At 50.6% G+C, this 25,216-nt stretch carries 22 protein-coding genes and 2 tRNA genes; 3 read left to right on the top strand and 21 right to left on the bottom strand.

Going from position 1 to position 25,216, the window contains the following annotated elements; genetic code table 11:
• Positions 1-8: 8 nt before the first annotated feature.
• Positions 9-887: a U32 family peptidase gene (locus AC2A06_RS09910; protein WP_023489008.1), complete on the top strand. Its 879-nt coding sequence runs from the start codon at positions 9-11 to the stop codon at positions 885-887.
• Positions 888-959: 72 nt separating this feature from the next.
• Here AC2A06_RS09910 and yedF read toward each other — a convergent pair whose 3' ends face one another.
• From yedF to rlmE, 19 genes are all read right to left on the bottom strand, one after another.
• Positions 960-1,199 (bottom strand): sulfurtransferase-like selenium metabolism protein YedF, encoded by a 240-nt coding sequence (gene yedF / locus AC2A06_RS09905; protein WP_023489009.1) that lies wholly within the window; start codon positions 1,197-1,199, stop codon positions 960-962.
• On the bottom strand, positions 1,196-2,410 hold the full coding sequence (gene yedE, locus AC2A06_RS09900) for a selenium metabolism membrane protein YedE/FdhT (RefSeq protein ID WP_484380152.1): 1,215 nt from the start codon (positions 2,408-2,410) through the stop codon (positions 1,196-1,198). Before yedE ends, yedF begins: the two co-directional genes overlap by 4 nt.
• Before the next feature lie 130 nt (positions 2,411-2,540).
• Positions 2,541-4,439 (bottom strand): DEAD/DEAH family ATP-dependent RNA helicase, encoded by a 1,899-nt coding sequence (locus AC2A06_RS09895; protein ID WP_484380151.1) that lies wholly within the window; start codon positions 4,437-4,439, stop codon positions 2,541-2,543.
• Positions 4,429-4,509 carry a protein YrbN gene (yrbN, locus tag AC2A06_RS09890; protein ID WP_152554907.1) on the bottom strand — a complete coding sequence of 27 codons (81 nt, stop codon included), beginning with the start codon at positions 4,507-4,509 and terminating at the stop codon, positions 4,429-4,431. The genes AC2A06_RS09895 and yrbN overlap by 11 nt, the downstream gene beginning before the upstream one ends.
• A 168-nt stretch (positions 4,510-4,677) precedes the next feature.
• Positions 4,678-5,562, bottom strand: a complete 885-nt coding sequence (gene nlpI, locus AC2A06_RS09885) for a lipoprotein NlpI (protein WP_023489012.1) — start codon at positions 5,560-5,562, stop codon at positions 4,678-4,680.
• Positions 5,563-5,688: 126 nt separating this feature from the next.
• Positions 5,689-7,809 carry a polyribonucleotide nucleotidyltransferase gene (gene pnp, locus AC2A06_RS09880; protein WP_473196148.1) on the bottom strand — a complete coding sequence of 707 codons (2,121 nt, stop codon included), beginning with the start codon at positions 7,807-7,809 and terminating at the stop codon, positions 5,689-5,691.
• A gap of 366 nt (positions 7,810-8,175) precedes the next feature.
• The gene (gene rpsO, locus AC2A06_RS09875) at positions 8,176-8,445 is read right to left on the bottom strand and encodes a 30S ribosomal protein S15 (RefSeq protein ID WP_023489014.1); all 270 of its coding nucleotides are present in this window, start codon (positions 8,443-8,445) and stop codon (positions 8,176-8,178) included.
• Positions 8,446-8,593: 148 nt separating this feature from the next.
• Complete coding sequence (truB, locus tag AC2A06_RS09870; RefSeq protein ID WP_484380150.1) at positions 8,594-9,580, bottom strand: tRNA pseudouridine(55) synthase TruB; 987 nt, start codon at positions 9,578-9,580, stop codon at positions 8,594-8,596.
• Entirely contained in the window at positions 9,580-9,990 is a 411-nt protein-coding gene (rbfA, locus tag AC2A06_RS09865; RefSeq protein ID WP_023489016.1) for a 30S ribosome-binding factor RbfA, read from the bottom strand. The genes truB and rbfA overlap by 1 nt, the downstream gene beginning before the upstream one ends.
• 68 nt (positions 9,991-10,058) lie before the next feature.
• Positions 10,059-12,752: a translation initiation factor IF-2 gene (gene infB / locus AC2A06_RS09860; RefSeq protein WP_023489017.1), complete on the bottom strand. Its 2,694-nt coding sequence runs from the start codon at positions 12,750-12,752 to the stop codon at positions 10,059-10,061.
• A 27-nt stretch (positions 12,753-12,779) separates the two neighbouring features.
• Positions 12,780-14,288 (bottom strand): transcription termination factor NusA, encoded by a 1,509-nt coding sequence (gene nusA, locus AC2A06_RS09855; protein ID WP_484380149.1) that lies wholly within the window; start codon positions 14,286-14,288, stop codon positions 12,780-12,782.
• Positions 14,289-14,309: 21 nt separating this feature from the next.
• The gene (gene rimP, locus AC2A06_RS09850) at positions 14,310-14,762 is read right to left on the bottom strand and encodes a ribosome maturation factor RimP (protein ID WP_072011652.1); all 453 of its coding nucleotides are present in this window, start codon (positions 14,760-14,762) and stop codon (positions 14,310-14,312) included.
• 217 nt (positions 14,763-14,979) lie between these two features.
• Positions 14,980-15,056, bottom strand: a tRNA-Met gene (locus AC2A06_RS09845).
• A 60-nt stretch (positions 15,057-15,116) separates the two neighbouring features.
• A tRNA-Leu gene (locus AC2A06_RS09840) sits at positions 15,117-15,203 on the bottom strand.
• A 67-nt stretch (positions 15,204-15,270) separates the two neighbouring features.
• Positions 15,271-15,606, bottom strand: a complete 336-nt coding sequence (gene secG, locus AC2A06_RS09835; RefSeq protein WP_023489020.1) for a preprotein translocase subunit SecG — start codon at positions 15,604-15,606, stop codon at positions 15,271-15,273.
• Between the two features lie 274 nt (positions 15,607-15,880).
• Entirely contained in the window at positions 15,881-17,218 is a 1,338-nt protein-coding gene (gene glmM, locus AC2A06_RS09830) for a phosphoglucosamine mutase (protein ID WP_023489021.1), read from the bottom strand.
• 7 nt (positions 17,219-17,225) lie between these two features.
• On the bottom strand, positions 17,226-18,059 hold the full coding sequence (gene folP, locus AC2A06_RS09825; protein ID WP_484380148.1) for a dihydropteroate synthase: 834 nt from the start codon (positions 18,057-18,059) through the stop codon (positions 17,226-17,228).
• 191 nt (positions 18,060-18,250) lie between these two features.
• Positions 18,251-20,182, bottom strand: coding sequence for an ATP-dependent zinc metalloprotease FtsH (ftsH, locus tag AC2A06_RS09820; protein ID WP_484380160.1), 1,932 nt, complete (start codon positions 20,180-20,182; stop codon positions 18,251-18,253).
• 56 nt (positions 20,183-20,238) lie between these two features.
• Positions 20,239-20,868: a 23S rRNA (uridine(2552)-2'-O)-methyltransferase RlmE gene (rlmE, locus tag AC2A06_RS09815; RefSeq protein WP_473196153.1), complete on the bottom strand. Its 630-nt coding sequence runs from the start codon at positions 20,866-20,868 to the stop codon at positions 20,239-20,241.
• 178 nt (positions 20,869-21,046) lie between these two features.
• On the opposite strand from rlmE, the gene yhbY reads away from it, so the two are divergent.
• Entirely contained in the window at positions 21,047-21,340 is a 294-nt protein-coding gene (gene yhbY, locus AC2A06_RS09810) for a ribosome assembly RNA-binding protein YhbY (RefSeq protein WP_037384475.1), read from the top strand.
• A gap of 192 nt (positions 21,341-21,532) precedes the next feature.
• On the opposite strand, the gene greA is transcribed toward yhbY, so the two are convergent.
• Positions 21,533-22,009 (bottom strand): transcription elongation factor GreA, encoded by a 477-nt coding sequence (greA, locus tag AC2A06_RS09805; RefSeq protein ID WP_023489026.1) that lies wholly within the window; start codon positions 22,007-22,009, stop codon positions 21,533-21,535.
• 262 nt (positions 22,010-22,271) lie between these two features.
• On the opposite strand from greA, the gene dacB reads away from it, so the two are divergent.
• Positions 22,272-23,705, top strand: a complete 1,434-nt coding sequence (dacB, locus tag AC2A06_RS09800; RefSeq protein WP_484380147.1) for a serine-type D-Ala-D-Ala carboxypeptidase — start codon at positions 22,272-22,274, stop codon at positions 23,703-23,705.
• Positions 23,706-23,776: 71 nt separating this feature from the next.
• Here dacB and cgtA read toward each other — a convergent pair whose 3' ends face one another.
• Positions 23,777-24,949: an Obg family GTPase CgtA gene (cgtA, locus tag AC2A06_RS09795; RefSeq protein ID WP_473196155.1), complete on the bottom strand. Its 1,173-nt coding sequence runs from the start codon at positions 24,947-24,949 to the stop codon at positions 23,777-23,779.
• Positions 24,950-25,216 lie beyond the last annotated feature (267 nt).

The following is a 25,216-nucleotide window of genomic DNA, read 5'->3' as shown; positions in this document are numbered from 1 at the left end:
GAGAAACCATGAAATATGCATTAGGCCCAGTGCTCTACTACTGGCCAAAAACCGAGGTGGAAGCCTTTTATCAGCAAGCCGTTAATAGTAGCGCCGATATTATCTATCTGGGCGAATCTGTCTGCACCAAACGGCGTGAGATGAAAGTCACCGAATGGCTGGCGCTGGCGCAGGAGATCGCCAAATCCGGTAAGCAGGTGGTGATATCCACGCTGGCACTGTTGCAGGCCCCTTCGGAATTGAACGAATTAAAGCGTTATGTGGAAAATGGCGAATTTCTGATTGAAGCCAATGATCTCGGTACTGTGAATATGGCGGCGGAACGCGGTCTGCCGTTTGTCGCCGGGCACGCGCTCAATTGTTACAACGGCTATACACTGCGTCTGTTACACAAACAAGGCATGATACGTTGGTGTATGCCGGTGGAGTTGTCTCGCGACTGGCTAGCCAACTTGCTGCAACAATGTGATGAATTGGGGTTCCGCCAGCAGTTTGAAGTGGAAGTGCTCAGCTATGGTCACCTGCCGTTGGCTTACTCCGCGCGCTGTTTTACCGCTCGCTCAGAAAACCGGGGCAAAGACGAATGTGAAACCTGCTGCATTAAATATCCCCAGGGCAGAGTGGTTAACTCACAAGAGAATCAACAGGTGTTCGTGCTCAATGGTATTCAAACCCTGAGTGGTTACTGTTACAACCTGGGCAATGAACTCGCCGGTATGCAGGGATTGGTGGATGTGGTGCGCCTGTCACCAGAAAATGCGGAGACGCTGGCCTTGATTGACCGTTTCCGCGCTAACGAGCAAGGTCAACAGCCCTTGGCATTAACCGATCACGCGCAATGTAATGGCTACTGGCGGCGCGTTGCCGGGTTAGAGTTGGTGCAGTAAGGCTTCTCCAATACTCAAAATACTCAGGGGGCCAGAAACCACTGGCCCCCTGATGCCACTCAGTTGATTCGATCAGCGCTGGATCAAATAACGAATGGTTGGCCCATCCTGCTGAATGTCCAATACGGTGTAACCGTGGTTACGCGCATCCAGTGGGATATTGTTAATCGACTGCGGACAATCGCTAATCACTTCCAGTATTTCACCCGCTTTAAGCTGTGGCATCGCCTCTAATGTGGCAACCGCCGGGTAGGGGCAAGGTTCTCCCACCATATCCAGGCGATAATCCGGCACTATTTCAGCCTGTTTCATCCTTCACTCCTTAAATTCACCGTCTGGGTGTCGTGTTTATTACGGAAAAAGCGTTTCTCCCACCACAGCATGGCGGCAAAAGCGATGCCCAACATCAGGTAAGTGACCAACAATCCGCCAATCGGCCCAAAGGCTTCCAGCAGGTTAACCTTGCTATAATTAGTCGCCAGTGCAGGTGCCAGGTCATCCCAAAAATAGGCCAGTAGCGTAGCACCGATAATATTGCCGAAGCCGACCCACCAGTAATGAACTTGCCCTTCAACCGCACGATACATCCAGCCAGTTTCACAACCACCCGCCAGGACAATACCGAAGCCAAACAGCAGGCCACCTAACACGGCATTTGGCCCTGCCCACATGATTTTGGGCGCAACCCCCAACTGCACGTAACTGAAGATGCCAATGGCACTCACCATCATCCCCAGAATTATCGCCTTGGCCATATGGGTGCGCCCTGTGATCCACAGGTCACGAAATGCCGAAGTAAAGCAGATCTGGGCCCGTTCAATCAACAAACCGAACCCTATGCCAAACAGCATAGCGATACCTAACTTGGGTGCATCAAACAGTGTCCATAATGACCAGGCCAGCGCGAGGAAAAAAATCACCATCCCCAAGCGAAAGCGGTAGCGAGCCTGCTGAGGTTTTTGCGTCAGTGGGGAAGCGGTGTTCACTTTTTGCAATTTGAGCGGAATACGAAACATCGGCAGCAGGGTGAATTTAGCGCCAAAATAAGAGCCTACTGCGGTTGCCAGTGCAAAGAACCAGGCATGTAGTGAGAACTGCGGAATCCCAGTAAAAAAGGCGGCCAGATTACACCCCATGGCCAGGCGCGCACCAAACCCCGCTATGATGCCCCCCAGCAACGCTTGTGCAATGCGAATACGGTGCTGTGGCATACGTAATTTAACATTGTTGGCCCATAATGCCGCTGCGATACAACCGGCAAACATGCCAATAATCATCCGCCCATCAATGCGTTCCAGTGGCGTCCCTTGCAAGCCGATGACCTTGAAGTAGCCCCACTGTTCAGGATGGAAACCCAACCCCTGCAATAGATGCCCGCCCCAACGCGTGAATTCGCCCGTCACGGCCCAGAAAGTACCAGTCAGACCGAAATAATAAGTCGAGAGCAGCCCTGCGGCGATCACCGCCGGCAACGGTGCCCAAAATCGTACCAGGTACTGAGATTTGAATTGCTGCCAGTGCATGGCATCTCCTACGCATATCAGACGACAAAAACCCGGCAATAATACGCCACTTTGCTTTATTCGCGGTTGTTCAGGCGAAAAAAAACCAGCTAGAAAGCTGGTTTTCTGAGGATAATCACCAAATCAATGATTATGCATCACCAAAACGGCGACGTGGTGTGCTAGGTGCGGCATCGCTACGGCGTGGCGCTGGTTTGCCATCGCGGTTGAAATTACCACCACGGCGTTCACCACCTGCATTGCCACCTTCACGGCGCTCACCAAAAGAGCGGCGTGGAGCAGCAGGAGCACCATCACGACGCTCACGGCGTTCATGAGGTTGTGCATCACCAAGCAGTTGCATGTTCATCGGTTTATTCAGAATGCGGGTACGAGTGAAGTGATTCAGGATCTCGCCCGGCATACCTTTTGGCAACTCAATGGTTGAGTGAGAAGCAAACAACTTGATGTTACCGATGTAACGGCTGCTGATGTCGCCTTCGTTAGCAATCGCGCCAACAATATGACGAACTTCCACACCGTCATCACGGCCCACTTCAATGCGATACAACTGCATTTCACCCACGTCACGGCGCTCACGACGTGGACGATCGCCACCTTCGCGACTATCTGGACGAGCATCACGACGACCACGGTCAGCACGGTCACCACGACCACGATCATCACGGTCATTGAACTCACGACGCTGACGCGGTTTGAATACCGGATCAGGTGGCAGGATCAACGGACGCTCACCCTGTGCCATTTTCAGCAAAGCGGCGGCCAAGGTTTCCATCTCCAGCTCTTCAGCCGGTTGCAGCTTAGCCAACAGCGCACGGTACATATCCAGATCACTGCTTTCCAGCTGTTGCTGTACTTTGGCTGCGAACTTAGCCAGACGGCGTTCACCCAAAAGCGCTGCATTCGGCAGTTCCACTTCAGGGATGGTCAGCTTCATGGTGTGTTCAATGTTACGCAGCAAGCGGCGCTCACGGTTTTCCACGAACAACAATGCGCGGCCAGCACGGCCAGCACGGCCAGTACGACCAATACGGTGAACGTAAGACTCTGAATCCATAGGGATATCATAGTTTACTACCAGGCTGATACGCTCAACATCCAAGCCACGAGCAGCAACGTCGGTGGCGATCAGAATATTCAAGCGACCATCTTTCAAACGCTCCAGTGTCTGCTCACGCAGTGCCTGGTTCATGTCGCCGTTGAGTGCTGCACTGTTGTAGCCGCTACGCTCCAAGGCTTCCGCCACTTCCAGCGTGGCATTTTTGGTACGCACGAAGATGATCGCTGCGTCAAAATCTTCAGATTCCAGGAAACGCACCAGCGCTTCGTTCTTACGCATACCTTGCACCGTCCAGTAACTCTGGCTGATGTCCGGGCGAGTGGTCACGTTAGATTGGATGCGAACTTCCTGCGGATCTTTCATAAAACGGCGTGTAATACGGCGGATCGCTTCCGGCATGGTGGCAGAAAACAGAGCGGTCTGATGTTCCGCTGGGATCTGCGCCATAATGGTTTCTACGTCTTCAATAAAGCCCATGCGTAGCATTTCATCGGCTTCATCCAGCACCAGACCTTTCAAGCTGGAAAGGTTCAAGGTACCACGCTTGAGGTGATCCAACAGGCGGCCAGGCGTACCGACCACAATTTGTGGCCCTTGGCGCAAAGCGCGCAATTGTACGTCATAACGCTGGCCACCGTACAAGGCGACAACATTGACGCCATGCATATGTTTGGCGAAATCAGCCATGGCTTCAGAAACCTGAACGGCCAGTTCGCGTGTCGGTGCCAACACCAGAATTTGTGGTGCTTTTAACGCCGCATCCAAGTTATGCAGCAGGGGCAGCGAGAACGCTGCAGTTTTGCCGCTACCAGTCTGGGCCATACCCAGCACATCGCGGCCATTTAACAGGTGAGGAATACACTCAGCCTGAATCGGTGATGGTTTTTCATAGCCCAAATCAGTCAGGGCAGCAATGATCGGTGCAGATAGGCCCAGATCAGCAAAAGAAGTTTCAAACTCAGTAGTCATGTAAACGTGTCTCATTAATGATGGCAGCCAGTTTACATAACTCGTCGAGAAAACTTTCAGTCGTTTTCATTTAAAAGTGTGAACCGGCTCAAATTTGTTTATAAAACAGACAAAAAGCCCTCGCCCGCCAAGGCGATAATTTTTGGTCAAAAACCAATGTATCTCAGGCTGAGATCCTCTATTTTCCAGGCTGTGCGTTAGCGGCAACTCGAAATTTATTGGATATAGTGTCTGTCAGCTATTGTTGGTCGGATTCCGATAGGTCGTCTTGTTCTTGGCCCAGTAGAGCCAATTCCAACAATGCATAGCGGTGCTCAACAAAGTTATGAACGTTGTTAGCTACCGTCAGTTTGAACAACGCTGTAGCGCTGTCCTTATCCCCCAGACTTAGGTAATACTTACCTAAATAGAAGTTTGTTTCACTGAGATGTTCAGCGAGCGAAGTGTTATCCGTTGTATCTGCCTTGAGTCTTTCCATCAGCGTGCTTTCACTGATTTTACCCAGGTAGAATTCGACAATATTCCATCCCCATTGCCCTCTGTCCGCTTTATCATAACGCTGCTGGAGCGAAACGCTGGCTGCCTTGGGATCAACACTTCTTTCCACCAGGTAAAGCCATAACGAACGGAAGGGATCGTTTGGGTCGTCTTGATAAAACGCCTGCAGATCATCCTGCGCCAACAGGAAGCGGCCACCATAATACAGTGCAATGCCCCGGTTTAAACGCGCGTAGTTGTAAGTTGGATCAAGCTCTAGTACAGAATCAAACGCTTCATACGCGGCATCAAAATTGCCTGCCTGCGTGAAGTAAATGCCAAGATAGTTAAAAACTTCCGGCATATCAGGACGTATCGCCAGCGCTTGCGAAAAATCGTTGCGCGCTAGAGCACGTAGCCCGAGGCTATCATACAGCACTCCGCGCTCATATAAAAGCTGTGCGCGTTCATCATTAGTCAGTGCTTGGCTGGCAAGTATCTGTTCCATGCGCGCCAAGATCACTTCCTGCTGCAATGTGGGCTGCAACGGAATAGCCAGAACGTCATCTTTACGCCAATCATTGTTGCTGCATCCTGCCAGCCAAAGTGCTGTCGCAACGTAACACCAGCGCAAGAAAGGCTTCATTTCTTACTCCCAAAAACAAACATTGGCTGAACGTCCTGTCCTCCGCTTGCTAAAACGCGAGCATCCTACCCGCACGATGATAACAGCCCCGCCGCGAAGGCGGGGGCTGTAAAGTTATTGATACACTTATTCTGCTTCTGGCGCAGGAGCTGCAGACGCTTCTGGCGCTGTGGCTTCTTTGATGCTCAGGCGTACACGGCCCTGGCGATCAACTTCCAGTACCTTGACCGGAACTTCTTGGCCCATCTGCAGATAGTCAGTCACTTTCTCAACACGCTTGTCGGCAATTTGAGAAATATGCACCAGACCTTCTTTGCCGCCGCCGATGGCCACGAAAGCACCAAAATCAACGATACGGGTCACTTTACCCTGGTACACACGGCCAACTTCGATCTCAGCAGTGATCTCTTCGATGCGACGAATAGCATACTTCGCTTTATCGCCATCGGTAGCAGCAATTTTCACTGTACCGTCATCTTCAATTTCAATGGTGGTGCCGGTTTCTTCAGTCAACGCACGGATAACCGAACCACCTTTACCAATCACGTCTTTAATCTTGTCTGGATTGATCTTGATGGTATGGATACGCGGTGCAAACTCAGAAATATCACCACGAGGCGTGCTGATAGCCTGCTCCATCACACCCAGAATGTGCAAACGTGCACCCTTGGCCTGATTCAGCGCCACCTGCATGATCTCACGGGTGATGCCTTCAATTTTGATGTCCATCTGCAGTGCGGTGATACCTTCACGGCTACCGGCAACTTTGAAGTCCATGTCTCCCAAGTGATCTTCGTCACCCAGAATATCAGACAGAACCACAAAATTATCCTGCTCTTTCACCAAGCCCATGGCGATACCCGCAACCGCAGACTTGATTGGCACACCAGCATCCATCAGTGCTAGAGAAGCACCGCAGACCGAAGCCATAGAGGAAGAACCATTGGATTCAGTGATTTCAGACACTACACGTACTGTGTACGGAAAATCTTCCGGCTTAGGCATCATAGCCAATACGCCGCGTTTTGCCAGGCGACCATGGCCAATTTCACGACGTTTAGGCGAACCGACCATGCCGGTTTCACCCACCGAGTACGGAGGGAAATTGTAGTGGAACAGGAAGCTGTCGGTTTTTTCGCCCATCAGCTCATCGATGATCTGTGCGTCACGCGCGGTGCCCAGCGTGGCGGTAACCAGAGCCTGGGTTTCACCACGGGTAAACAGTGCAGAACCGTGAGTACGAGGCAGAACACCGGTACGTACGTCCAGACCACGGATCATGTCTTTTTCGCGACCATCAATACGTGGTTCGCCACGCAGTACGCGACTACGCACCACTTGTTTCTCAACATCACCCAGAATGTCCTGGATTTCACCGGCATCCAGTGTTTCATCTTGTGCCAGCAGTGTTTCCACTACGCTGTCTTTAACCGCATCAACTTGAGCATAACGCGCTTGCTTCTCAGTAATGTGGTAAGCATCGCCCAAGCGGCTTTCAGCCAGTTCGGCTACACGAGCATGCAGCGCTTCGTTGATTGGCGCAGGCTGCCAATCCCACTTCGGTTTGCCAGCTTCACGCACTAAGTCATTAATGTTTTCGATAACGACTTGTTGTTGCTCATGGCCAAACACCACGGCACCCAACATCTGCTCTTCACTCAGTACTTCGGCTTCAGATTCCACCATCAGCACCGCACCAGCGGTACCAGCAACCACTAGGTCGAGGCGAGATTCTTTCAGCTCATCAGCAGTTGGGTTCAGCACATATTGGTCGTTAATGTAACCCACTCGGGCAGCGCCAATTGGGCCATTGAACGGGATACCCGACAGGCTCAGAGCAGCAGAAGCGCCGATCATGGCAACAATGTCCGGGTTAACCTGTGGGTTAAGAGATACAACGGTGGCAATCACCTGGACTTCATTGAGGAAGCTATCTGGAAACAGCGGACGAATTGGGCGGTCAATCAGACGGGAAGTCAGGGTTTCACCTTCACTTGGGCGACCTTCACGGCGGAAGAAACTCCCCGGGATACGACCAACTGCATAGGTACGTTCCTGATAGTTAACAGTCAACGGGAAGAAGGACTGCCCTGGTTTGGCTTTCTTTTGGCCCACAACGGTAACGAATACCGCTGTATCATCCATATTCACCATCACGGCGGCTGTGGCTTGACGAGCCATCATTCCCGTCTCAATAGTGACTGTATGTTGACCATACTGGAATTTGCGAATAATTGGTGTCAGCAAAATTTAATCCTTCGTTGAGGGTACGTCAGTATTGGTTACGCGACACACCCGGGAATCGACTTGCCTTCACATTACATCCTCGCGACTAATGACAATCTTTATCTCATACTCATCGCCAATCAAACTGCAGGGGTGTTGACTACACTCGTTCACCCTAGTCACATAGTTATCTATGCTCCTAGGGACTCACTCTCTTGTCGCCTACCTGCAACTCGATTGAACTTGGGTATACAAACCAAGATAAAGCCTCTCATTAGCCGCGCGAACCGCTGTAACGGAAGAACCTGGTAATACATTAACCTTATTTGTCTATGCTTCCTAGAAGAAAGGGGCCAATTTGGCCCCTTTCTACTGAAACTTGTTCGATTAGCGACGCAGACCCAGACGTTCAATCAGGCTGGCATAACGTGCTACATCTTTACGCTTCAGGTAGTCCAGCAGCTTACGACGCTGAGAAACCATACGCAGCAGACCACGACGGCTGTGGTGATCTTTTTTGTGTTCTGAGAAGTGGCCTTGCAGATGGTTAATCTGCGCAGTTAACAGGGCAACCTGAACTTCGGTAGAACCGCTGTCGTTAGTACCACGACCGAAATCAGCTACGATTTTAGCTTTAGCTTCAACACTTAGAGACATTGTCATACTCCAAATTATAAATAACAGACACGGGCGCCGATCTCTAATTCAGCAACCCAATAATTAACTGCGCTATTCTACTCTTAGCCTTGTATGATCGCAAGGCAAGGCAGCGATAACCATTCAAGTTATAGATATATCGATAATATTATTCAGCCGTTTTATGGGGGGCTTTTAGCTGAACGGGGGTATCGTCTGTATATTCAACCACTAAGCGACGCGGTGCCACCCGGCCATCGTCAGCAATCTCGCCAATACCGATAAATTTCCCTGTTTCGCCTTCAGTCATACGCACCAGACCGGCGGATGGCGCATGGCTAACTTGTACCGGTTGCCCCTGTTTAACGTAATAGGCGACAGCGGACGACAAGTTCACAACCGGAAAATCTGCCGCAGGGCTATCCATCGGCATCAACAGCGGATCAAGCAACTCACTGGCAACCTGACCTTGTTGATTGGCCTGTTCCAGTAAAGTGTTGAGTTGATCCAGAGTAACCATGCGGGCCAGTGGGTATTTCGCCACTTGCAGACGCCGCAGATATATCACATGCGCCCCACAACCCAGCAGCTCACCCAAATCATCAATAATGGTGCGAATATAGGTCCCTTTCGAACAGTGGACCTCCAGTTCCAGTTCATCCCCTTCCCAGCGGATAAATTGGAGCTCGTAGACGGTAATAGCACGCGCTTCACGTGGCACTTCAATACCCTGCCGAGCGTACTCATACAGCTTTTTGCCCTGATATTTCAGCGCTGAATACATGGAAGGAACTTGCTGGATATTCCCCCGGAAGGTCTGCAACGCTGCATCCAGTTGTGCCTGCGTGAAACTGACCGGACGCTGTTGCACGATCTGCCCATCCGCATCCGAAGTATCCGTACGTTGCCCCAAACGGGCAATCACGCGGTAGCGTTTATCGGAATCGAGCAGATACTGGGAGAATTTAGTCGCTTCACCCAGGCAAATCGGCAGCATACCGGTCGCTAATGGATCGAGTGCCCCGGTATGACCTGCACGGTTGGCATTGTAGATACGCTTTACTTTTTGTAGAGCATCATTGGACGACAGGTTTTGTGGCTTATCCAGCAGCAGTACACCGTGGATATCACGGCCGCGGCGGCGAGGACGACTCATTAAGCCTCCTCGTTGTCGCCTGATGCGCTACGACGCTCTTCGTCGTGCTTCACCACATTGGTCACCAGGTTAGACATACGCATCCCTTCAACCAGTGAATTGTCGTAGGCAAACGTCAACTCCGGTACTACCCGCAGGCGCATGGCTTTACCCAACAGGGTACGGATATACCCCGCAGCGTCCTGTAACGCTTTAATGCCGTTAGTCACCAGCGCTGGGTCGTGGTTTTCAGTGAGAACATTCAAGAAGGTCACATAGACTTTGGCATAGGCCAGGTCACGAGAGACCTCTACACCTGAAACGGTCGCCATACCGATGCGCGGATCTTTGACTTCACGCTGCAGAATAATGGCAATCTCTTTTTGCATTTCTTGTGCCACGCGTTGACCGCGGCTGAATTCTTTTGGCATGTGGCTATCCTCCAGACAAAACAGGGGGCACATGGCCCCCACAACACTATTTTTGCATTATTCGAACATTAAGCGATTGTGCGCTGAATCTCGATAATTTCAAACACTTCGATCATGTCGCCAACGCGCACGTCGTTGTAGTTCTTAACGCCAATACCACATTCCATGCCGTTACGGACTTCGTTAACGTCATCCTTGAAGCGGCGCAGGGATTCCAGCTCACCTTCATAGATAACCACGTTGTCACGCAGCACACGAATTGGATTATGACGCTTAATGTTACCTTCGGTAACCATACAACCAGCAATAGCACCGAACTTAGGTGATTTGAATACGTCACGCACTTCGGCCAGGCCGATGATCTGTTGCTTGTATTCAGGTGATAGCATGCCACTCATTGCCTGCTTCACTTCGTCGATCAGGTTATAGATGACCGAGTAGTAACGCAGATCCAGACTTTCTGCTTCAATAACACGGCGAGCAGATGCATCAGCACGCACGTTGAAGCCCAGGATAATCGCATTAGATGCGGCGGCTAACGTTGCATCAGTTTCAGTGATCCCACCGACACCGGAACCGACAATCTTCACTTTCACTTCATCGGTAGAGAGTTTCTGCAGTGAATCAGAAATAGCTTCACAGGTTCCCTGTACGTCAGTTTTCAGCACGATGTTCAGTTCAGACACTTCACCTTCGGTCATGTTGGAGAACATGTTTTCCAGTTTAGACTTCTGCTGACGTGCCAATTTGACTTCACGGAATTTGCCTTGACGATAGAGCGCCACTTCACGGGCTTTCTTCTCGTCACGGACAACTGTCGCTTCATCACCAGCTGCAGGTACACTGGACAAACCGAGGATCTCGACAGGAATAGAAGGACCCGCAGAGAGGATTTCACGCCCCAGCTCATCACGCATCGCACGCACACGGCCATACTCAAAGCCGCACAGGACGATATCACCCTTGTTCAATGTCCCTTCCTGAACCAGCACCGTCGCTACCGGGCCACGGCCTTTATCCAGGAAAGATTCGATGACGACACCACTTGCCATGCCGGTGCGTACCGCTTTCAGCTCAAGCACTTCGGCTTGCAGCAAGATAGCATCCAACAGTTCGTCGATACCGGTACCGGCTTTGGCGGAGACATGAACGAATTGCGCTTCACCGCCCCAATCCTCTGACATCACACCATACTGCGACAATTCTTGCTTAACACGGTCTGGATCCGCTTCATGCTTATCGATTTTGTTAACCGCAACCACCAGTGGCACTTTCGCCGCTTGAGCATGCTGAATAGCTTCAATCGTCTGTGGCATCACACCGTCGTCCGCTGCCACCACCAGTACCACGATATCCGTCGCTTGCGCACCACGTGCACGCATTGAGGTAAAGGCGGCGTGTCCTGGTGTATCCAGGAAGGTGATCATGCCGTTCTCAGTTTCCACATGGTAAGCACCGATGTGTTGAGTAATACCACCGGCTTCGCCAACAGCGACTTTTGTCGAGCGGATATAGTCAAGCAGAGAGGTTTTACCGTGGTCAACGTGACCCATGATGGTTACAACCGGTGCACGAGGTTCAGCACCAGCCGCAGCACCCGTATCACGGTCACTCATCAGCGCCTCTTCCAGCTCGTTCTCACGACGCAGGATAACCTTGTGGCCCATCTCTTCAGCAACCAGTTGTGCTGTTTCCTGATCAATCACCTGATTGATGGTGGCCATGGCGCCCAGTTTCATCATTGCTTTGATAACCTGAGAACCTTTTACCGCCATCTTGTTTGCCAGTTCGGCAACCGTAATGGTTTCACCGATAATGACATCGCGGTTTACTGCTTGAACAGGTTTGTTAAAGCCCTGCTGCAGTGTACTCGGTTTACGTTTACCTTTACCGCCACGAGTGACTGCACGCGCTTCTTCACGATCCGCTTTCGACTCAGAAAGTTTGTTGCCTTTTTTCTGTTTAGTCGCTTTACCACCACGGCTACGACTACGACGATCCCCTTCAACTTTGGCATCGTTTTCATCTTCCGCAGCACGGGCGTGCTGAGAGGTGGTCACATGGTAGTCAGCGGACTCAATTGCAGCACTAGCTGCCTCGGCTTGCGCCCACTGTTCACCGTTCTCTTCAGCCATACGACGCGCTTCTTCCGCTACACGTTTGGCATTTTCTTCAACCTTACGGCGTACTTCTTCTTCCGCTTTACGCTTAAGTTCAGCGGCTTCGGCTTCACGACGTGCTTTTTCTGCCTGAGCTGGCTTGGTCATTTCATCGGTATGTTGATTGGTCACTTTTTCTTTTTCCGCTGAATTACTCTTGGTAATCGCTGCGGCCTCACGTTTGGCTTGCTCTTCGGCGGCACGTTTAGCGTCGGCTTCACGTTTCGCTAGCTCTTCCGCTTCGCGCTGTGCCTGCTCTTCCGCTTCACGCTTTGCCTGCTCTGCCGCTTCAGCCTGCTGGGCTTCTTGCGTATCGCGATTTACATAAGTGCGCTTCTTGCGGACCTCAATTTGCACCGATTTACTTTTACCGCCGGTGCTCGGAATATTCAATGTGCTGCGTGTTTTACGTTGCAGCGTGAGTTTATCTGGCGCAACACCATGATCATGGTTCAGGTGCGCCAGCAATTTTTCTTTCTCTTGTTGGGTTACAGAGTCATTCTCGGACTTTTCGATCCCTGCGTCAGCAAACTGCTGTACCAGGCGATCAACCGAAGTCTGAATCTCTGCAGCCAGGGATTTTACGGTTACATCTGTCGTCATGCTGTTCCTTCCTGCTACAGTAGTTTATTACGCGTTATCGCCAAACCAGCAGATATTACGTGCGGCCATAATCAATTCGCCAGCTTGTTCAGCGTCAAGACCTTCGATATCAGTCAGGTCGTCAACTCCCTGCTCGGCGAGATCTTCCAGCGTACAAACTCCATGCGCAGCCAGTTTAAAGGCCATACTACGCTCAAGCCCCGCAAGGTTGAGCAAATCATCCGCTGGTTTCTGACCACCCAGGCTCTCTTCTTGTGCCAGAGCCAACGTGGTCAACGCCGCTTTGGCACGATCCCGCAAGGCCTCAACGGTATCTTCATCCAGCCCATCAATCGCCAGTAACTCTTTGATTGGGACATAGGCCAGCTCTTCCAGCGTTGCGAAGCCTTCTTCTACCAGGACGGTAGCGAAATCTTCGTCAATATCAAGATACTTGGTGAAGGTATCGATAGCGGCATGAGTCTCAGCCTGATGTTTGGCCTGGAGATCATCGGCAGTCATCACGTTGAGTTCCCAGCGGTCATCATCACGATGCTGTTTCAGCAACTGAGAGGCCAGACGCACGTTTTGACCATTACGGCCAATCGCCTGGGCCAGGTTGCTGGCTTCAACAGCGATGTCCATGGTGCATTTGTCTTCATCAACCACGATAGAGGCAACATCTGCTGGCGCCATGGCGTTAATGACGAATTGTGCAGGGTTATCATCCCACAGGATAATATCAATGCGCTCTCCACCCAGCTCGCTGGAAACGGCCTGAACACGGGCACCACGCATACCAACACAAGCACCCACTGGGTCGATACGCTTATCGTTGGTTTTTACTGCAATTTTTGCACGGGAGCCGGGGTCACGGGCAGCCGCTTTAATTTCAATCACCTCTTCACCGATTTCCGGCACTTCAATGCGGAACAGCTCTTTGAGCATGTCAGGGCTCGAACGGCTGACGAACAGTTGCGCACCACGCGCTTCTGGACGTACCGCATACAGCACACCACGAATACGGTCACCAGGGCGGAAGTTTTCACGTGGCAGCATATCTTCACGGCCAATAACCGCTTCGGCGTTGTTGCCTAAATCCAACGCAATACTGTCGCGGTTAACCTTTTTCACCACGCCGGTGACAATCTCACCTTCCTGTTCACGGAAAGCGTCAACCACCATCGCACGTTCAGCTTCACGAACTTTTTGTACGATAACCTGTTTTGCCGTCTGGGTCGTGATACGGTCAAACGTCACTGATTCGATCTGATCTTCAATGTAACCGCCCAGTTCAATGGACGGATCTTCAAATTGTGCAGCTTCCAGTGTGATTTCACGCGTCGGCTGAGTGACTTCATCAACAGCGACCCAGCGGCGGAAAGTGTCAAAATCGCCGGTTTTACGGTCAATGGCGACACGCACGTCGATTTCCTGCTCATATTTTTTCTTGGTCGCCGTTGCCAAGGCGCTTTCCAACGCTTCAAAAATCTTCTCACGCGGAAGGGATTTTTCATTGGAAACAGCTTCAACAACAGCCAGAATCTCTTTGTTCATCCTAGTTGCCTCATCCAAATTTTAAAAATGGGGTATCAGGTTCGCTTTCTGAATATTACTCAGCGCAAACACTTCATCTTTCCCTTCCACAGCCACCGTGATCATCTCGCCTTCAACAGACTTGATGATACCCTGCCATTTACGACGATTCTGTATGGCCATCCGTAAAACAACGCTGACCTCTTCACCGATAAAACGCTGATAGTGTTGTGCGGTGAACATTGGTCGATCAAGGCCGGGAGAGGAGACTTCCAGGTTATAAGCGACCGAAATCGGATCTTCGACATCCAACACCGCGCTGACCTGGTGGCTGACATCAGCACAATCATCAACATTGATTCCGTTATCACTATCAATATAGATACGTAGTGTCGATTGTCGCGACCGAATAAATTCGATACCTACAAGCTCAAAGCCCAACGCCTCTACTGGTGCGGAAAGCATCTCTGTTAATTTTTGCTCTAATGTGGACAAGCCCACCCCCAAGACATAAAAAAAGGGCTTAATAGCCCAGTGATTCTATTGCCAAATAACAAAAAACCCCGAAAATTCGGGGCATTATGCAACTGGACCCTGTTTGCCGCAAAGCGGCTTCGGTACAACTTTCTGATAAGTATCATTTTCAAATGTTGTTCGAGAAAAGTTGATTTCAATCGAAAAGTGTATTTGAAAATAAACACTTAAAGGAAAGTGGTTGCGGGGGCCGGATTTGAACCGACGACCTTCGGGTTATGAGCCCGACGAGCTACCAGGCTGCTCCACCCCGCGTCCGAAAACGTGGCAAATACTACGCCGATAATTGCAAAAAAGCAAGTTATCTCTGGGATTTGGTACCGAGGATGGGACTCGAACCCACAAGCCCGTTAGGGCACTACCACCTCAAGGTAGCGTGTCTACCAATTCCACCACCTCGGTACTGATTCTTACTTAGCTGGCTGCTTTCAGTAGACTTAAAGCAACCAGGATAAAACCTTTCAACGCATTACTGCGGGATATCGCTAACTGGCTTAGCGGGTGCTGCCGGTACAGTGGTCTGCTCAGTTTTCACTGGCTGCCCCAGGTTTTCCCACTCGCTTTGCTTCTTGCCCTGGTTGCTGCTCATATTGCCCAGAACCAAGCTGGCAACAAAAAACAACGTCGCTAGAACAGCCGTCATGCGAGTCATAAAGTTGCCTGAGCCAGTCGATCCGAACAACGTGCCAGATGCACCTGCTCCGAATGAGGCCCCCATATCAGCGCCTTTACCTTGCTGCAGCATAATCAAGCCAACAAGCCCGATAGAGACCAGCAAGAAAATTACCAAAAGAGCTTCGTACATAGTTGTACCTGTATCCTTGCGGGTTCACCGCGTGCCAAATGCTTCTCGCCTCAAAACTTGCCCAACTAAAAATAAGGCATGGCGTGTTACTCAACAGGCCACTGAAGCGGGTGTGAATACTAACCAAAGCCGTTACAGCACGCAAGGGCAATTTGCGCCCACCGATGCGTTTGCAGAAAAAAAAACCAATACACGCTAATTCGGTGACTTACGCAAGCACAGACTACGGCTGGAAAAGCAGCCTAATAACCCGTGCCTGCGCAAAAACGGTAACTTACCCTGCCAGTTTCACGGCATCAGCAATACGGTGCGCCAGATCTTTAACCTGCTGCTCATCTTCACCTTCCACCATCACACGGATCAATGGCTCAGTGCCTGATTTACGCAGCAATACGCGGCCACGCCCCGCCAGTTCAGCTTCCACCTGCTCAGTCACTTTCACCACAGCCTCTGACTGCAACGGGTTATGCTCACCAACAAAACGGACATTGACCAGGATCTGTGGCAATAATTTCATACCACTGCACAAGTCGTGCAAGCTCATCTGGTTACGCACCATCGCCGTCAGCACCTGCAAGCCGGCCACAATGCCATCACCGGTGGTGGTCTTATCCAGCAAAATCACATGACCCGAGTTTTCCGCCCCAATACGCCAGCCCAACTCCTGCAGTTTTTCCAACACGTAACGGTCGCCCACTTTCGCACGTGCAAATGGAATGCCGAGTTGCTTCAGTGCCAGCTCCAGGCCCATGTTACTCATCAATGTGCCAACCGCACCACCGCGCAGTTGCCCTTGGCGCAAACCTTCACGGGCAATAATGTAGAGGATCTGGTCACCGTCCACCTTCTGCCCCAAATGGTCAACCATGATTACGCGGTCACCGTCACCATCAAATGCCAAGCCAACATCTGCCTTCTCTTCCAGCACTCGGGCCTGTAATTGACGAGCATCCGTGGCACCACACTCTTCATTGATGTTCATCCCATCAGGATCACAACCGATGGCAATTACCGTCGCCCCTAGTTCACGCAACACACTGGGGGCAATGTGGTAGGTCGCCCCATTGGCGCAGTCCACCACGATTTTCAAGCCATTCAGGTTGAGCTCACTCGGGAAGGTCCCCTTGCAGAATTCGATATAGCGCCCGGCGGCATCGACGATACGCGTAGCTTTACCCAGTTCCGCTGATTCAACGCAGGTCAATGGCTTTTCCATCTCTGCTTCGATGGCCTCTTCCACATCGTCTGGCAACTTGGCCCCATCGATAGAGAAGAATTTGATGCCGTTATCATAAAATGGGTTATGTGAGGCAGAAATAACGATTCCGGCTTCTGCACGGAAAGTACGCGTCAGGTAAGCCACCGCGGGGGTTGGCATCGGGCCAGTGAACGAAGCGGAAAGCCCCGCCGCTGCCAGCCCGGCTTCTAATGCAGACTCAAGCATATACCCAGAAATGCGGGTATCTTTACCAATAATAATTTTACGAGAGCCATGGCGCGCTAATACCTTACCCGCAGCCCAGCCTAACTTGAGAACAAATTCCGGAGTTATTGGGCTGTCACCCACTTTGCCACGGATACCATCAGTACCAAAGTATTTGCGCTCACTCATATCTCTACTATCCCTTTGCTGAAAGTGTTGCCTCGACGACACGCATCGCCTCGACGGTTTCTTTTACATCGTGCACTCTGACTATCTGCGCTCCCTGCATGGCGGCAATCACTGCGCAGGCAACACTGCCAATAACCCGTTGGTCTGGCGGCACATTCAACAATTGGCCGATCATCGACTTACGTGACATCCCCACCAACAGTGGCAAACCAAAGTGATGAAACTCCGAGAGCCTGGCCAGAAGCTGATAATTATGTGCTAAATTCTTACCGAAACCAAAGCCTGGGTCGAGCAACAATTTCTGTTTTTCGATACCCGCGGCGACGCAACGGTCAATATGGTGCTGGAAAAAGGCATTCACCTCCCCCATCAAGTCATCATAATGCGGTGCCTGTTGCATGGTACGCGGCTCACCTTGCATATGCATCAGGCAAACAGGTAGACCGCTTTCAGCAGCCGCTTGCAGGGCTCCAGGCTCCTGTAACGCTCGAATATCATTAATCAGGTGAGCCCCGGCTTTAGCTGATTCGCGGATCACTGCCGCTTTTGACGTATCCACCGAGATAAAGATCTCAAAGCGTTGTACCAATGCTTCCACAACCGGGACGACACGCGCTATTTCCTCCTCTTCACTGACCGCTGCCGCACCAGGGCGAGTCGATTCCCCCCCCACGTCAATCATCGTGGCTCCGGCCGAGATTAGCGCATGAGCATGCAATAGCGCATCGTTAAGTGCGTTATGCCGCCCACCATCAGAGAATGAGTCTGGAGTGACATTGAGGATGCCCATCACCTGAGGATGATTAAGATTAAGGTTTTGGTCACCAACAATTAACTGCATGATTATTACACCTTAGCGTTAAAACTGATTGGGCTGAGGCTCATCGTTCACCAAGCTCCGCACACTTGATCCCATGATATTCCCAGCCAACGATCTATACAAAGAAAAACACCCTGTCAGCATAGTGCTCACAGGGTGTAAGTAAGTCGCCACATCATTAAGCGGGCAGTAACCGGAACTTAGCGCCCAGATTACTTATCTTGCTGCTCAGACGCCGGGTCACCTGAATTTGGTGCCTGAGGTTCATCTGCTGATGTTGGCGAGTTTGGCGCACCGCCACCGTCTGAATGATTGTTGCTCGGCGAATCATCCCAACCAGCTGGTGGTCGCACCTCTTGGCGCTTCATCAGGTCATCTATCTGTGGCGCATCAATGGTTTCATATTTCATCAATGCATCTTTCATCGAATGCAGGATGTCCATGTTTTCCATCAGCAACGCACGCGCACGGGTATAATTACGCTCCACCAAGGATTTTACTTCCTGGTCGATGATACGTGCGGTTTCATCAGACATGTGTTTTGCCTTGGCAACTGAACGGCCCAAGAACACTTCACCCTCTTCGTCCGCATACAACAATGGCCCCAACTTCTCAGAAAAACCCCACTGAGTCACCATGTTACGTGCGATAGAAGTCGCCACCTTGATATCGTTTGATGCGCCAGTAGAGACTTTCTCTGGCCCATAAATGATTTCTTCTGCCAGACGACCACCATAAAGCGTGGATATCTGACTTTCCAGCTTCTGGCGGCTGGCACTGATCTGATCCCCTTCAGGTAAGAAGAAGGTAACACCCAGTGCACGCCCACGAGGAATGATAGTGACTTTATGCACCGGATCATGTTCAGGTACCAGACGACCAATAATGGCGTGACCTGCTTCGTGATACGCCGTTGACTCTTTCTGCGCTTCGGTCATCACCATAGAGCGGCGTTCCGCACCCATCATGATTTTGTCTTTGGCTTTTTCGAACTCAACCATCGACACCACTCGTTTGTTACCGCGAGCAGCAAACAGAGCCGCTTCGTTCACCAGGTTAGCCAAATCAGCCCCCGAGAAACCAGGCGTACCACGAGCGATAACTGATGGGTCAACATCCGCTGCCAATGGCACACGGCGCATATGCACTTTCAGAATTTGCTCACGACCACGGACATCCGGCAGGCCAACCACCACCTGACGGTCAAAACGGCCTGGACGCAATAAAGCAGGGTCAAGCACATCAGGACGGTTGGTTGCCGCAATGACGATAATGCCTTCATTGCCTTCAAAACCATCCATCTCAACCAGCATCTGGTTCAGGGTCTGTTCGCGTTCGTCATGCCCACCGCCCAAACCGGCACCACGCTGGCGACCTACTGCGTCAATTTCATCGATGAAAATGATACACGGAGCCGCTTTCTTGGCCTGTTCGAACATGTCACGGACACGGGAAGCCCCCACACCCACAAACATTTCAACAAAATCAGAACCTGAAATGGTAAAGAACGGCACCTTGGCCTCACCTGCAATGGCTTTCGCCAGCAAGGTTTTACCGGTACCAGGAGGCCCCACCATCAGCACGCCTTTCGGGATCTTGCCACCCAATTTCTGGAAACGGCTCGGCTCACGCAGATAGTCGACCAACTCGCTCACTTCTTCTTTTGCTTCATCACAACCGGCAACATCAGCAAAAGTGGTTTTAATCTGGTCTTCTGTCAGCATGCGGGCCTTGCTTTTACCGAAGGACATCGCCCCCTTGCCACCACCGCCCTGCATTTGCCGCATGAAGAAGATCCAGACACCAATCAACAACAGCATCGGGAACCAGGAAATGAAAATAGAAGCCAACAAACTTGGCTGTTCCGGTGGCTCACCAACAACGGTCACATTCTTGGTCAATAACGTATCCAGTAACTTTGGATCGTCAACAGGGATGAAAGTTGAGTATTTGTTACTGTCTTTACGAGTAACGTTGATTTCACGCCCACTAATGCGCGCTTCGCGAATCTGATCTTGAGTCAGTTCGGACATAAAAGTAGTGTAATCTACTCTACGACCATTAGACTCGCTGGGCCCGAAGCTCTGAAATACAGACATCAGTACTACCGCGATGACTAACCAGAGAATCAGGTTTTTCGCCATGTCACTCAAGGGATTAACCTCATATTACAACTGTGTTAACAAACAGCGTTAGGGTACTACAGTTTCCGCCCTGTCGCTACAATGTATACTTCACGCGAACGAGCGCGAGAAGCATCTGGCTTACGAATCTTAACCTTCGTAAACAGGGAGCGAATTTCCCGTAGGTACTCGTCAAAACCGTCTCCCTGAAATACCTTCACCAAGAAGCTACCCCCTGGTGCGAGGACATCACGACACATTTCTAGCGCTAATTCTACCAGATACATCGATCTTGGGATATCGACCGCCGGGGTGCCACTCATATTGGGTGCCATGTCAGACATGACCACCTGAACCTTACGTTCACCTACACGTTCCAGCAATGCCTTAAGAACCAGTTCATCACGAAAATCCCCCTGAAGGAAATCGACACCGACGATAGGATCCATTGGCAAAATATCACAGGCGATAATCCGCCCGTTACCGCCAATCTGGGTAACGACATATTGCGACCAACCGCCGGGTGCAGCCCCCAGATCCACCACAGTCATACCCGGCTTAAACAGTTTGTCACTTTGCTGTATTTCATCCAGTTTAAACCAGGCGCGGGAACGTAGCCCTTTTTTCTGCGCTTGTTGCACATATTTATCGCTAAAGTGTTCTTGTAGCCAGCGGCTGGAACTGGCTGAACGCTTTTTACTTGTCATCTGGTTTCCAATTATCCTGCATTAATCTTATACCCGTCACCATCCAAGCTGCAGGGTATGGGTTGCAACTTGAATGAATCAGAAGATAGATTTCATTCCATGCAGACCGATTTGGTGATACACATGAGATGGCGGTAGAATGTCCCGTTTTCAATCTCAACTTATAGCAAAAAAGACAATGAATCTGAATAATAAACAAAAACAGCACCTCAAGGCCCTGGCGCATCCATTAAAACCGGTAGTCATGCTAGGTAATAACGGTCTCACCGAAGGCGTGCTGGCTGAAATTGACCAAGCTCTAGGGCATCATGAACTGATCAAGGTAAAAATTGCCGCAGAAGATCGTGAAACCAAAGCCTTGATCGCGGCGGCTATTGTTCGCGAAACAGGTGCCTGTAATGTCCAAGTTATTGGCAGCACGCTTATTCTTTACCGGCCATCGCAAGATCGCAAGATCACCTTACCACGCTAGTAAGTGTTGCGGAGCGTTGCCGATTGCATTCTAACAACATACAGTTTGAATGCATGCAGGCATCCCCGTCACCATTAAAATGTACTGATAGGGCGAAAAGGTGCCATGCTCTGAGCTCTGATAAAAGGCCGCTTGCGGCCTTTTTCTTTTCTTTACAAAACACTGAGCGCTATCTGACCGATTTGGTCGGAATTACAGATATTCCACTTTCAGAATTTCATATTCTACATCACCACCCGGGGTTTTGATGACCACGATGTCATCCTGCTCTTTACCTATCAGACCACGGGCCATCGGCGAATTTACCGAAATGAGGTTTTTCTTAAAATCTGCCTCATCGTCGCCCACAATGCGATAGGTGACCTCATCTTCGGTATCCAAATTCATCACCGAAACTGTCGCCCCAAAGATCACCCGCCCGGTGTAAGGCATCTTAGTGATATCAATCACCTGTGCATTAGAGAGTTTAGCTTCAATTTCCTGGATCCGCCCTTCACAAAAACCCTGCTGTTCACGTGCAGCATGATATTCAGCATTCTCTTTAAGATCACCATGTGCTCGCGCTTCAGCAATATCAGCAATGATTTTTGGGCGACGCACGTTTTTCAAATATTCAAGCTCTTCACGCAGTTGTTCTGCACCGAGCAAAGTCATTGGAATCTGTTTCATCGTTTTAATACCTCTAAATCTTTCCTGTACAAATAGCCGTCATTCTGACGTATTCGTATGAAAATACGGTTGGTGTGGAACCTCCCGTCTCTAGGCGATAAACAAAAAAAACCAGGCTCGGAAACGGGTTCCAAGTCAGCATCAATTTTGCAATGTGAGAGCTATTTTAGCGTAGAGTTCCTTAAGGATCATCGTTTACTTTATCCCTTCACGCCGCGTAGTGTAGTATGAGTGTATGTCCTCCAGCTGTTATCCCGAGATTATGCGTTTTTCACGAATTGTCAGTGCGTTGGCCGGTGCATTGGTTCTCAATGCCAATGCCGCCCCGGTTGAAGATTACACACAGTATTTGCCTGATGGGGCCAATCTTGCCTTGATAGTTCAAAAAGTGGGAGCGACAACACCTCTTATTGACTATCACTCCCAGCAAATGGCATTACCGGCCAGTACTCAGAAAGTGCTTACCGCATTGGCAGCCTTGTTACAGCTTGGGCCGGATTATCGCTTTTCTACCACGCTGGAAAGCCAGGGTAACATCACTAATGGGGTGTTACGTGGTAATCTTATTGCCCGCTTCAGCGGAGATCCGACCTTCAAACGCCAACACCTGCGCAATATGGTGGCAGAGTTGAAAAAACAAGGCGTGCAGGAGATCAGTGGCGATGTGCTGATTGATACTTCGGTCTTTGCCAGCCACGATAAAGCCCCAGGCTGGCCATGGAACGATCTGACACAATGTTTTAGCGCCCCGCCAGCCGCAGCGATTATTGATCGCAATTGCTTCTCGGTTTCCCTCTACAGTGCACCCAACCCTGGCGAAATAGCGTTTATCCGCGTGGCCTCTTTTTATCCGGTCAATATGTTCAGTCAGGTGAGAACCCTGGCCAAAGGTTCTCCACAAGCACAATTCTGTGAATTGGATGTAGTCCCTGGTGAGCTGAACCGCTTTACCTTAACCGGTTGCCTGACTCAACGCAGCGAACCCTTACCCTTGGCTTTCGCCATTCAAGACGGGGCAAGTTATGCCGGTGCGATCGTGAAAGATGAGTTGGTCAAGGCTGGTATCAAGATAAGTGGCCATCTTAAGCGGCAAACCGTGCCAGGCATAACAGGGGCGGTGATTAGCCAGACACAATCCCCCCCTTTAAATGATTTACTGAAAATCATGCTGAAAAAATCAGATAATATGATTGCCGATGTGGTCTTTCGCACCATCGGTCACGAGCGTTTCGGCATCCCGGGTACCTGGCGCGCTGGTGCCGATGCGGTACGTCAGGTACTGCGTGAGAAAGCTGGGGTAGATTTAGGCAATAGCATTGTGGTGGATGGTTCCGGGCTATCGCGCCATAACTTGCTGACCCCAGCCACCATGATGCAGGCGTTGCAATATATCGCCCAACACGACAACGAGCTCAATATTATCTCAATGCTACCGCTAGCGGGGTATGATGGCACACTACGTTACCGTGGTGGTCTGCACGAAGCGGGGGTTAATGGCAAAGTTTCCGCCAAAACCGGTGCATTGCAGGGCGTCTATAATCTGGCGGGTTTTATCACCGTAGCCAGTGGGCAGCGTTATGCTTTCGTTCAATATCTATCAGGCTATGCCGTTCCGCCTGAAGATCAAAAACAAAGACGCATACCGCTGGTCCGTTTTGAGAGCCGACTCTATCGCGATATTTATCAAAACAATTAAAATCATGGCGTTCATTCAAGCTGCAGCCTACCTGCAGCTTGAATAATCAACCGCGAATTTACTGGAGCCCATTACTTCTGATAGATGATCTCAACACCCTCGTCATCATCTTCGTCCCAGTCATCATCCCAATCGTCTTCGGCTTCTGCTTCCACTTCAGCGATTTGTTCACGATGATAGTCATCCCACATAAATTCGACTTTTTCTGGCGCACTCTCTTCAATCGCCATGCTTTTTGGCTGAGCATTGATAAAGTTCATCACATCCCAGCACAGCGCATTGACCCCCTCGCGATTCGCCGCGGAGATCATGTAATACTGACCTTCCCAACTCATACTTGCGACAATTGCCTTGGCACGCTCAGCGGCCTCCTGTTCATCCAGCAGGTCAATTTTATTGAACACCAACCAACGTGGCTTCTGCGATAGATTTTCACTGTATTGGTTAAGCTCGTTGATAATCACCTTGGCATTTTCTACCGGATCTGAACCATCGATCGGGTCGATGTCCACCAGGTGCAGCAATACACGGCAGCGTTCCAGATGCTTCAGGAAACGGATCCCCAATCCTGCCCCTTCATGAGCGCCTTCAATCAAACCTGGAATATCCGCCACCACAAAGCTCTGTTCATGGTCCATACGGACCACGCCGAGACTAGGCACCAGTGTGGTAAAGGGATAGTCAGCCACTTTCGGCTTAGCCGCAGAGACCGCGCGGATAAAGGTTGATTTCCCGGCATTGGGTAAACCCAACATACCGACATCAGCCAACAGCAATAGCTCCAGCAGAATGTCACGCATCTCGCCCTTGGTCCCCAAGGTTTTCTGACGTGGCGCACGGTTTACTGACGATTTGAAACGGGTATTTCCCAAACCATGCCAACCCCCTTTCGCGACCATCAGGCGCTGCTGATGACGAATCATATCGCCAAGGATCTCGCCGGTACCCTGATCTTTTATTCGGGTCCCTACCGGCACTTTAATCACCACATCTTTGCCACGTTTACCGGTGCAATCACGGCTCTGGCCATTCTGTCCACGCTCGGCACGGAAAGACTTTTCGAAGCGGTAATCGATCAGGGTATTGAGGTTTTCATCTGCCAGCAGGTAGACGTCACCACCGTCACCACCATCACCGCCATCCGGTCCACCATTGGGGATGTATTTTTCACGGCGGAAGCTCACACAGCCATTACCACCATCACCTGCAACCACCAGGATCGTCGCTTCATCTACAAACTTCATTTACCGTCTCCGTAAATAATCAATTTCGCATATCCATTTGTTAAAAATGGATTTTATTTCTATTTTTCCAGCATCATTTACACAAAAGTGATACACGCAGTGATACACGGAACTTCGCACAAACACGAACACACCAGAACAGGTGCAAACAAGGGAGCGGATTGTACCCGCATCAAGACTGAATTTCACCTTGTATTAAAAATGTACAACACCGTTCTGTTTGGAAAAAACGTCACTTAATATGGTATGAACGGATACTAGGCAGTT

The organism is Serratia sp. HNCC26DJ244 (assembly GCF_057180565.1).
This window is presented reverse-complemented; position numbering and strand designations above follow the sequence as displayed.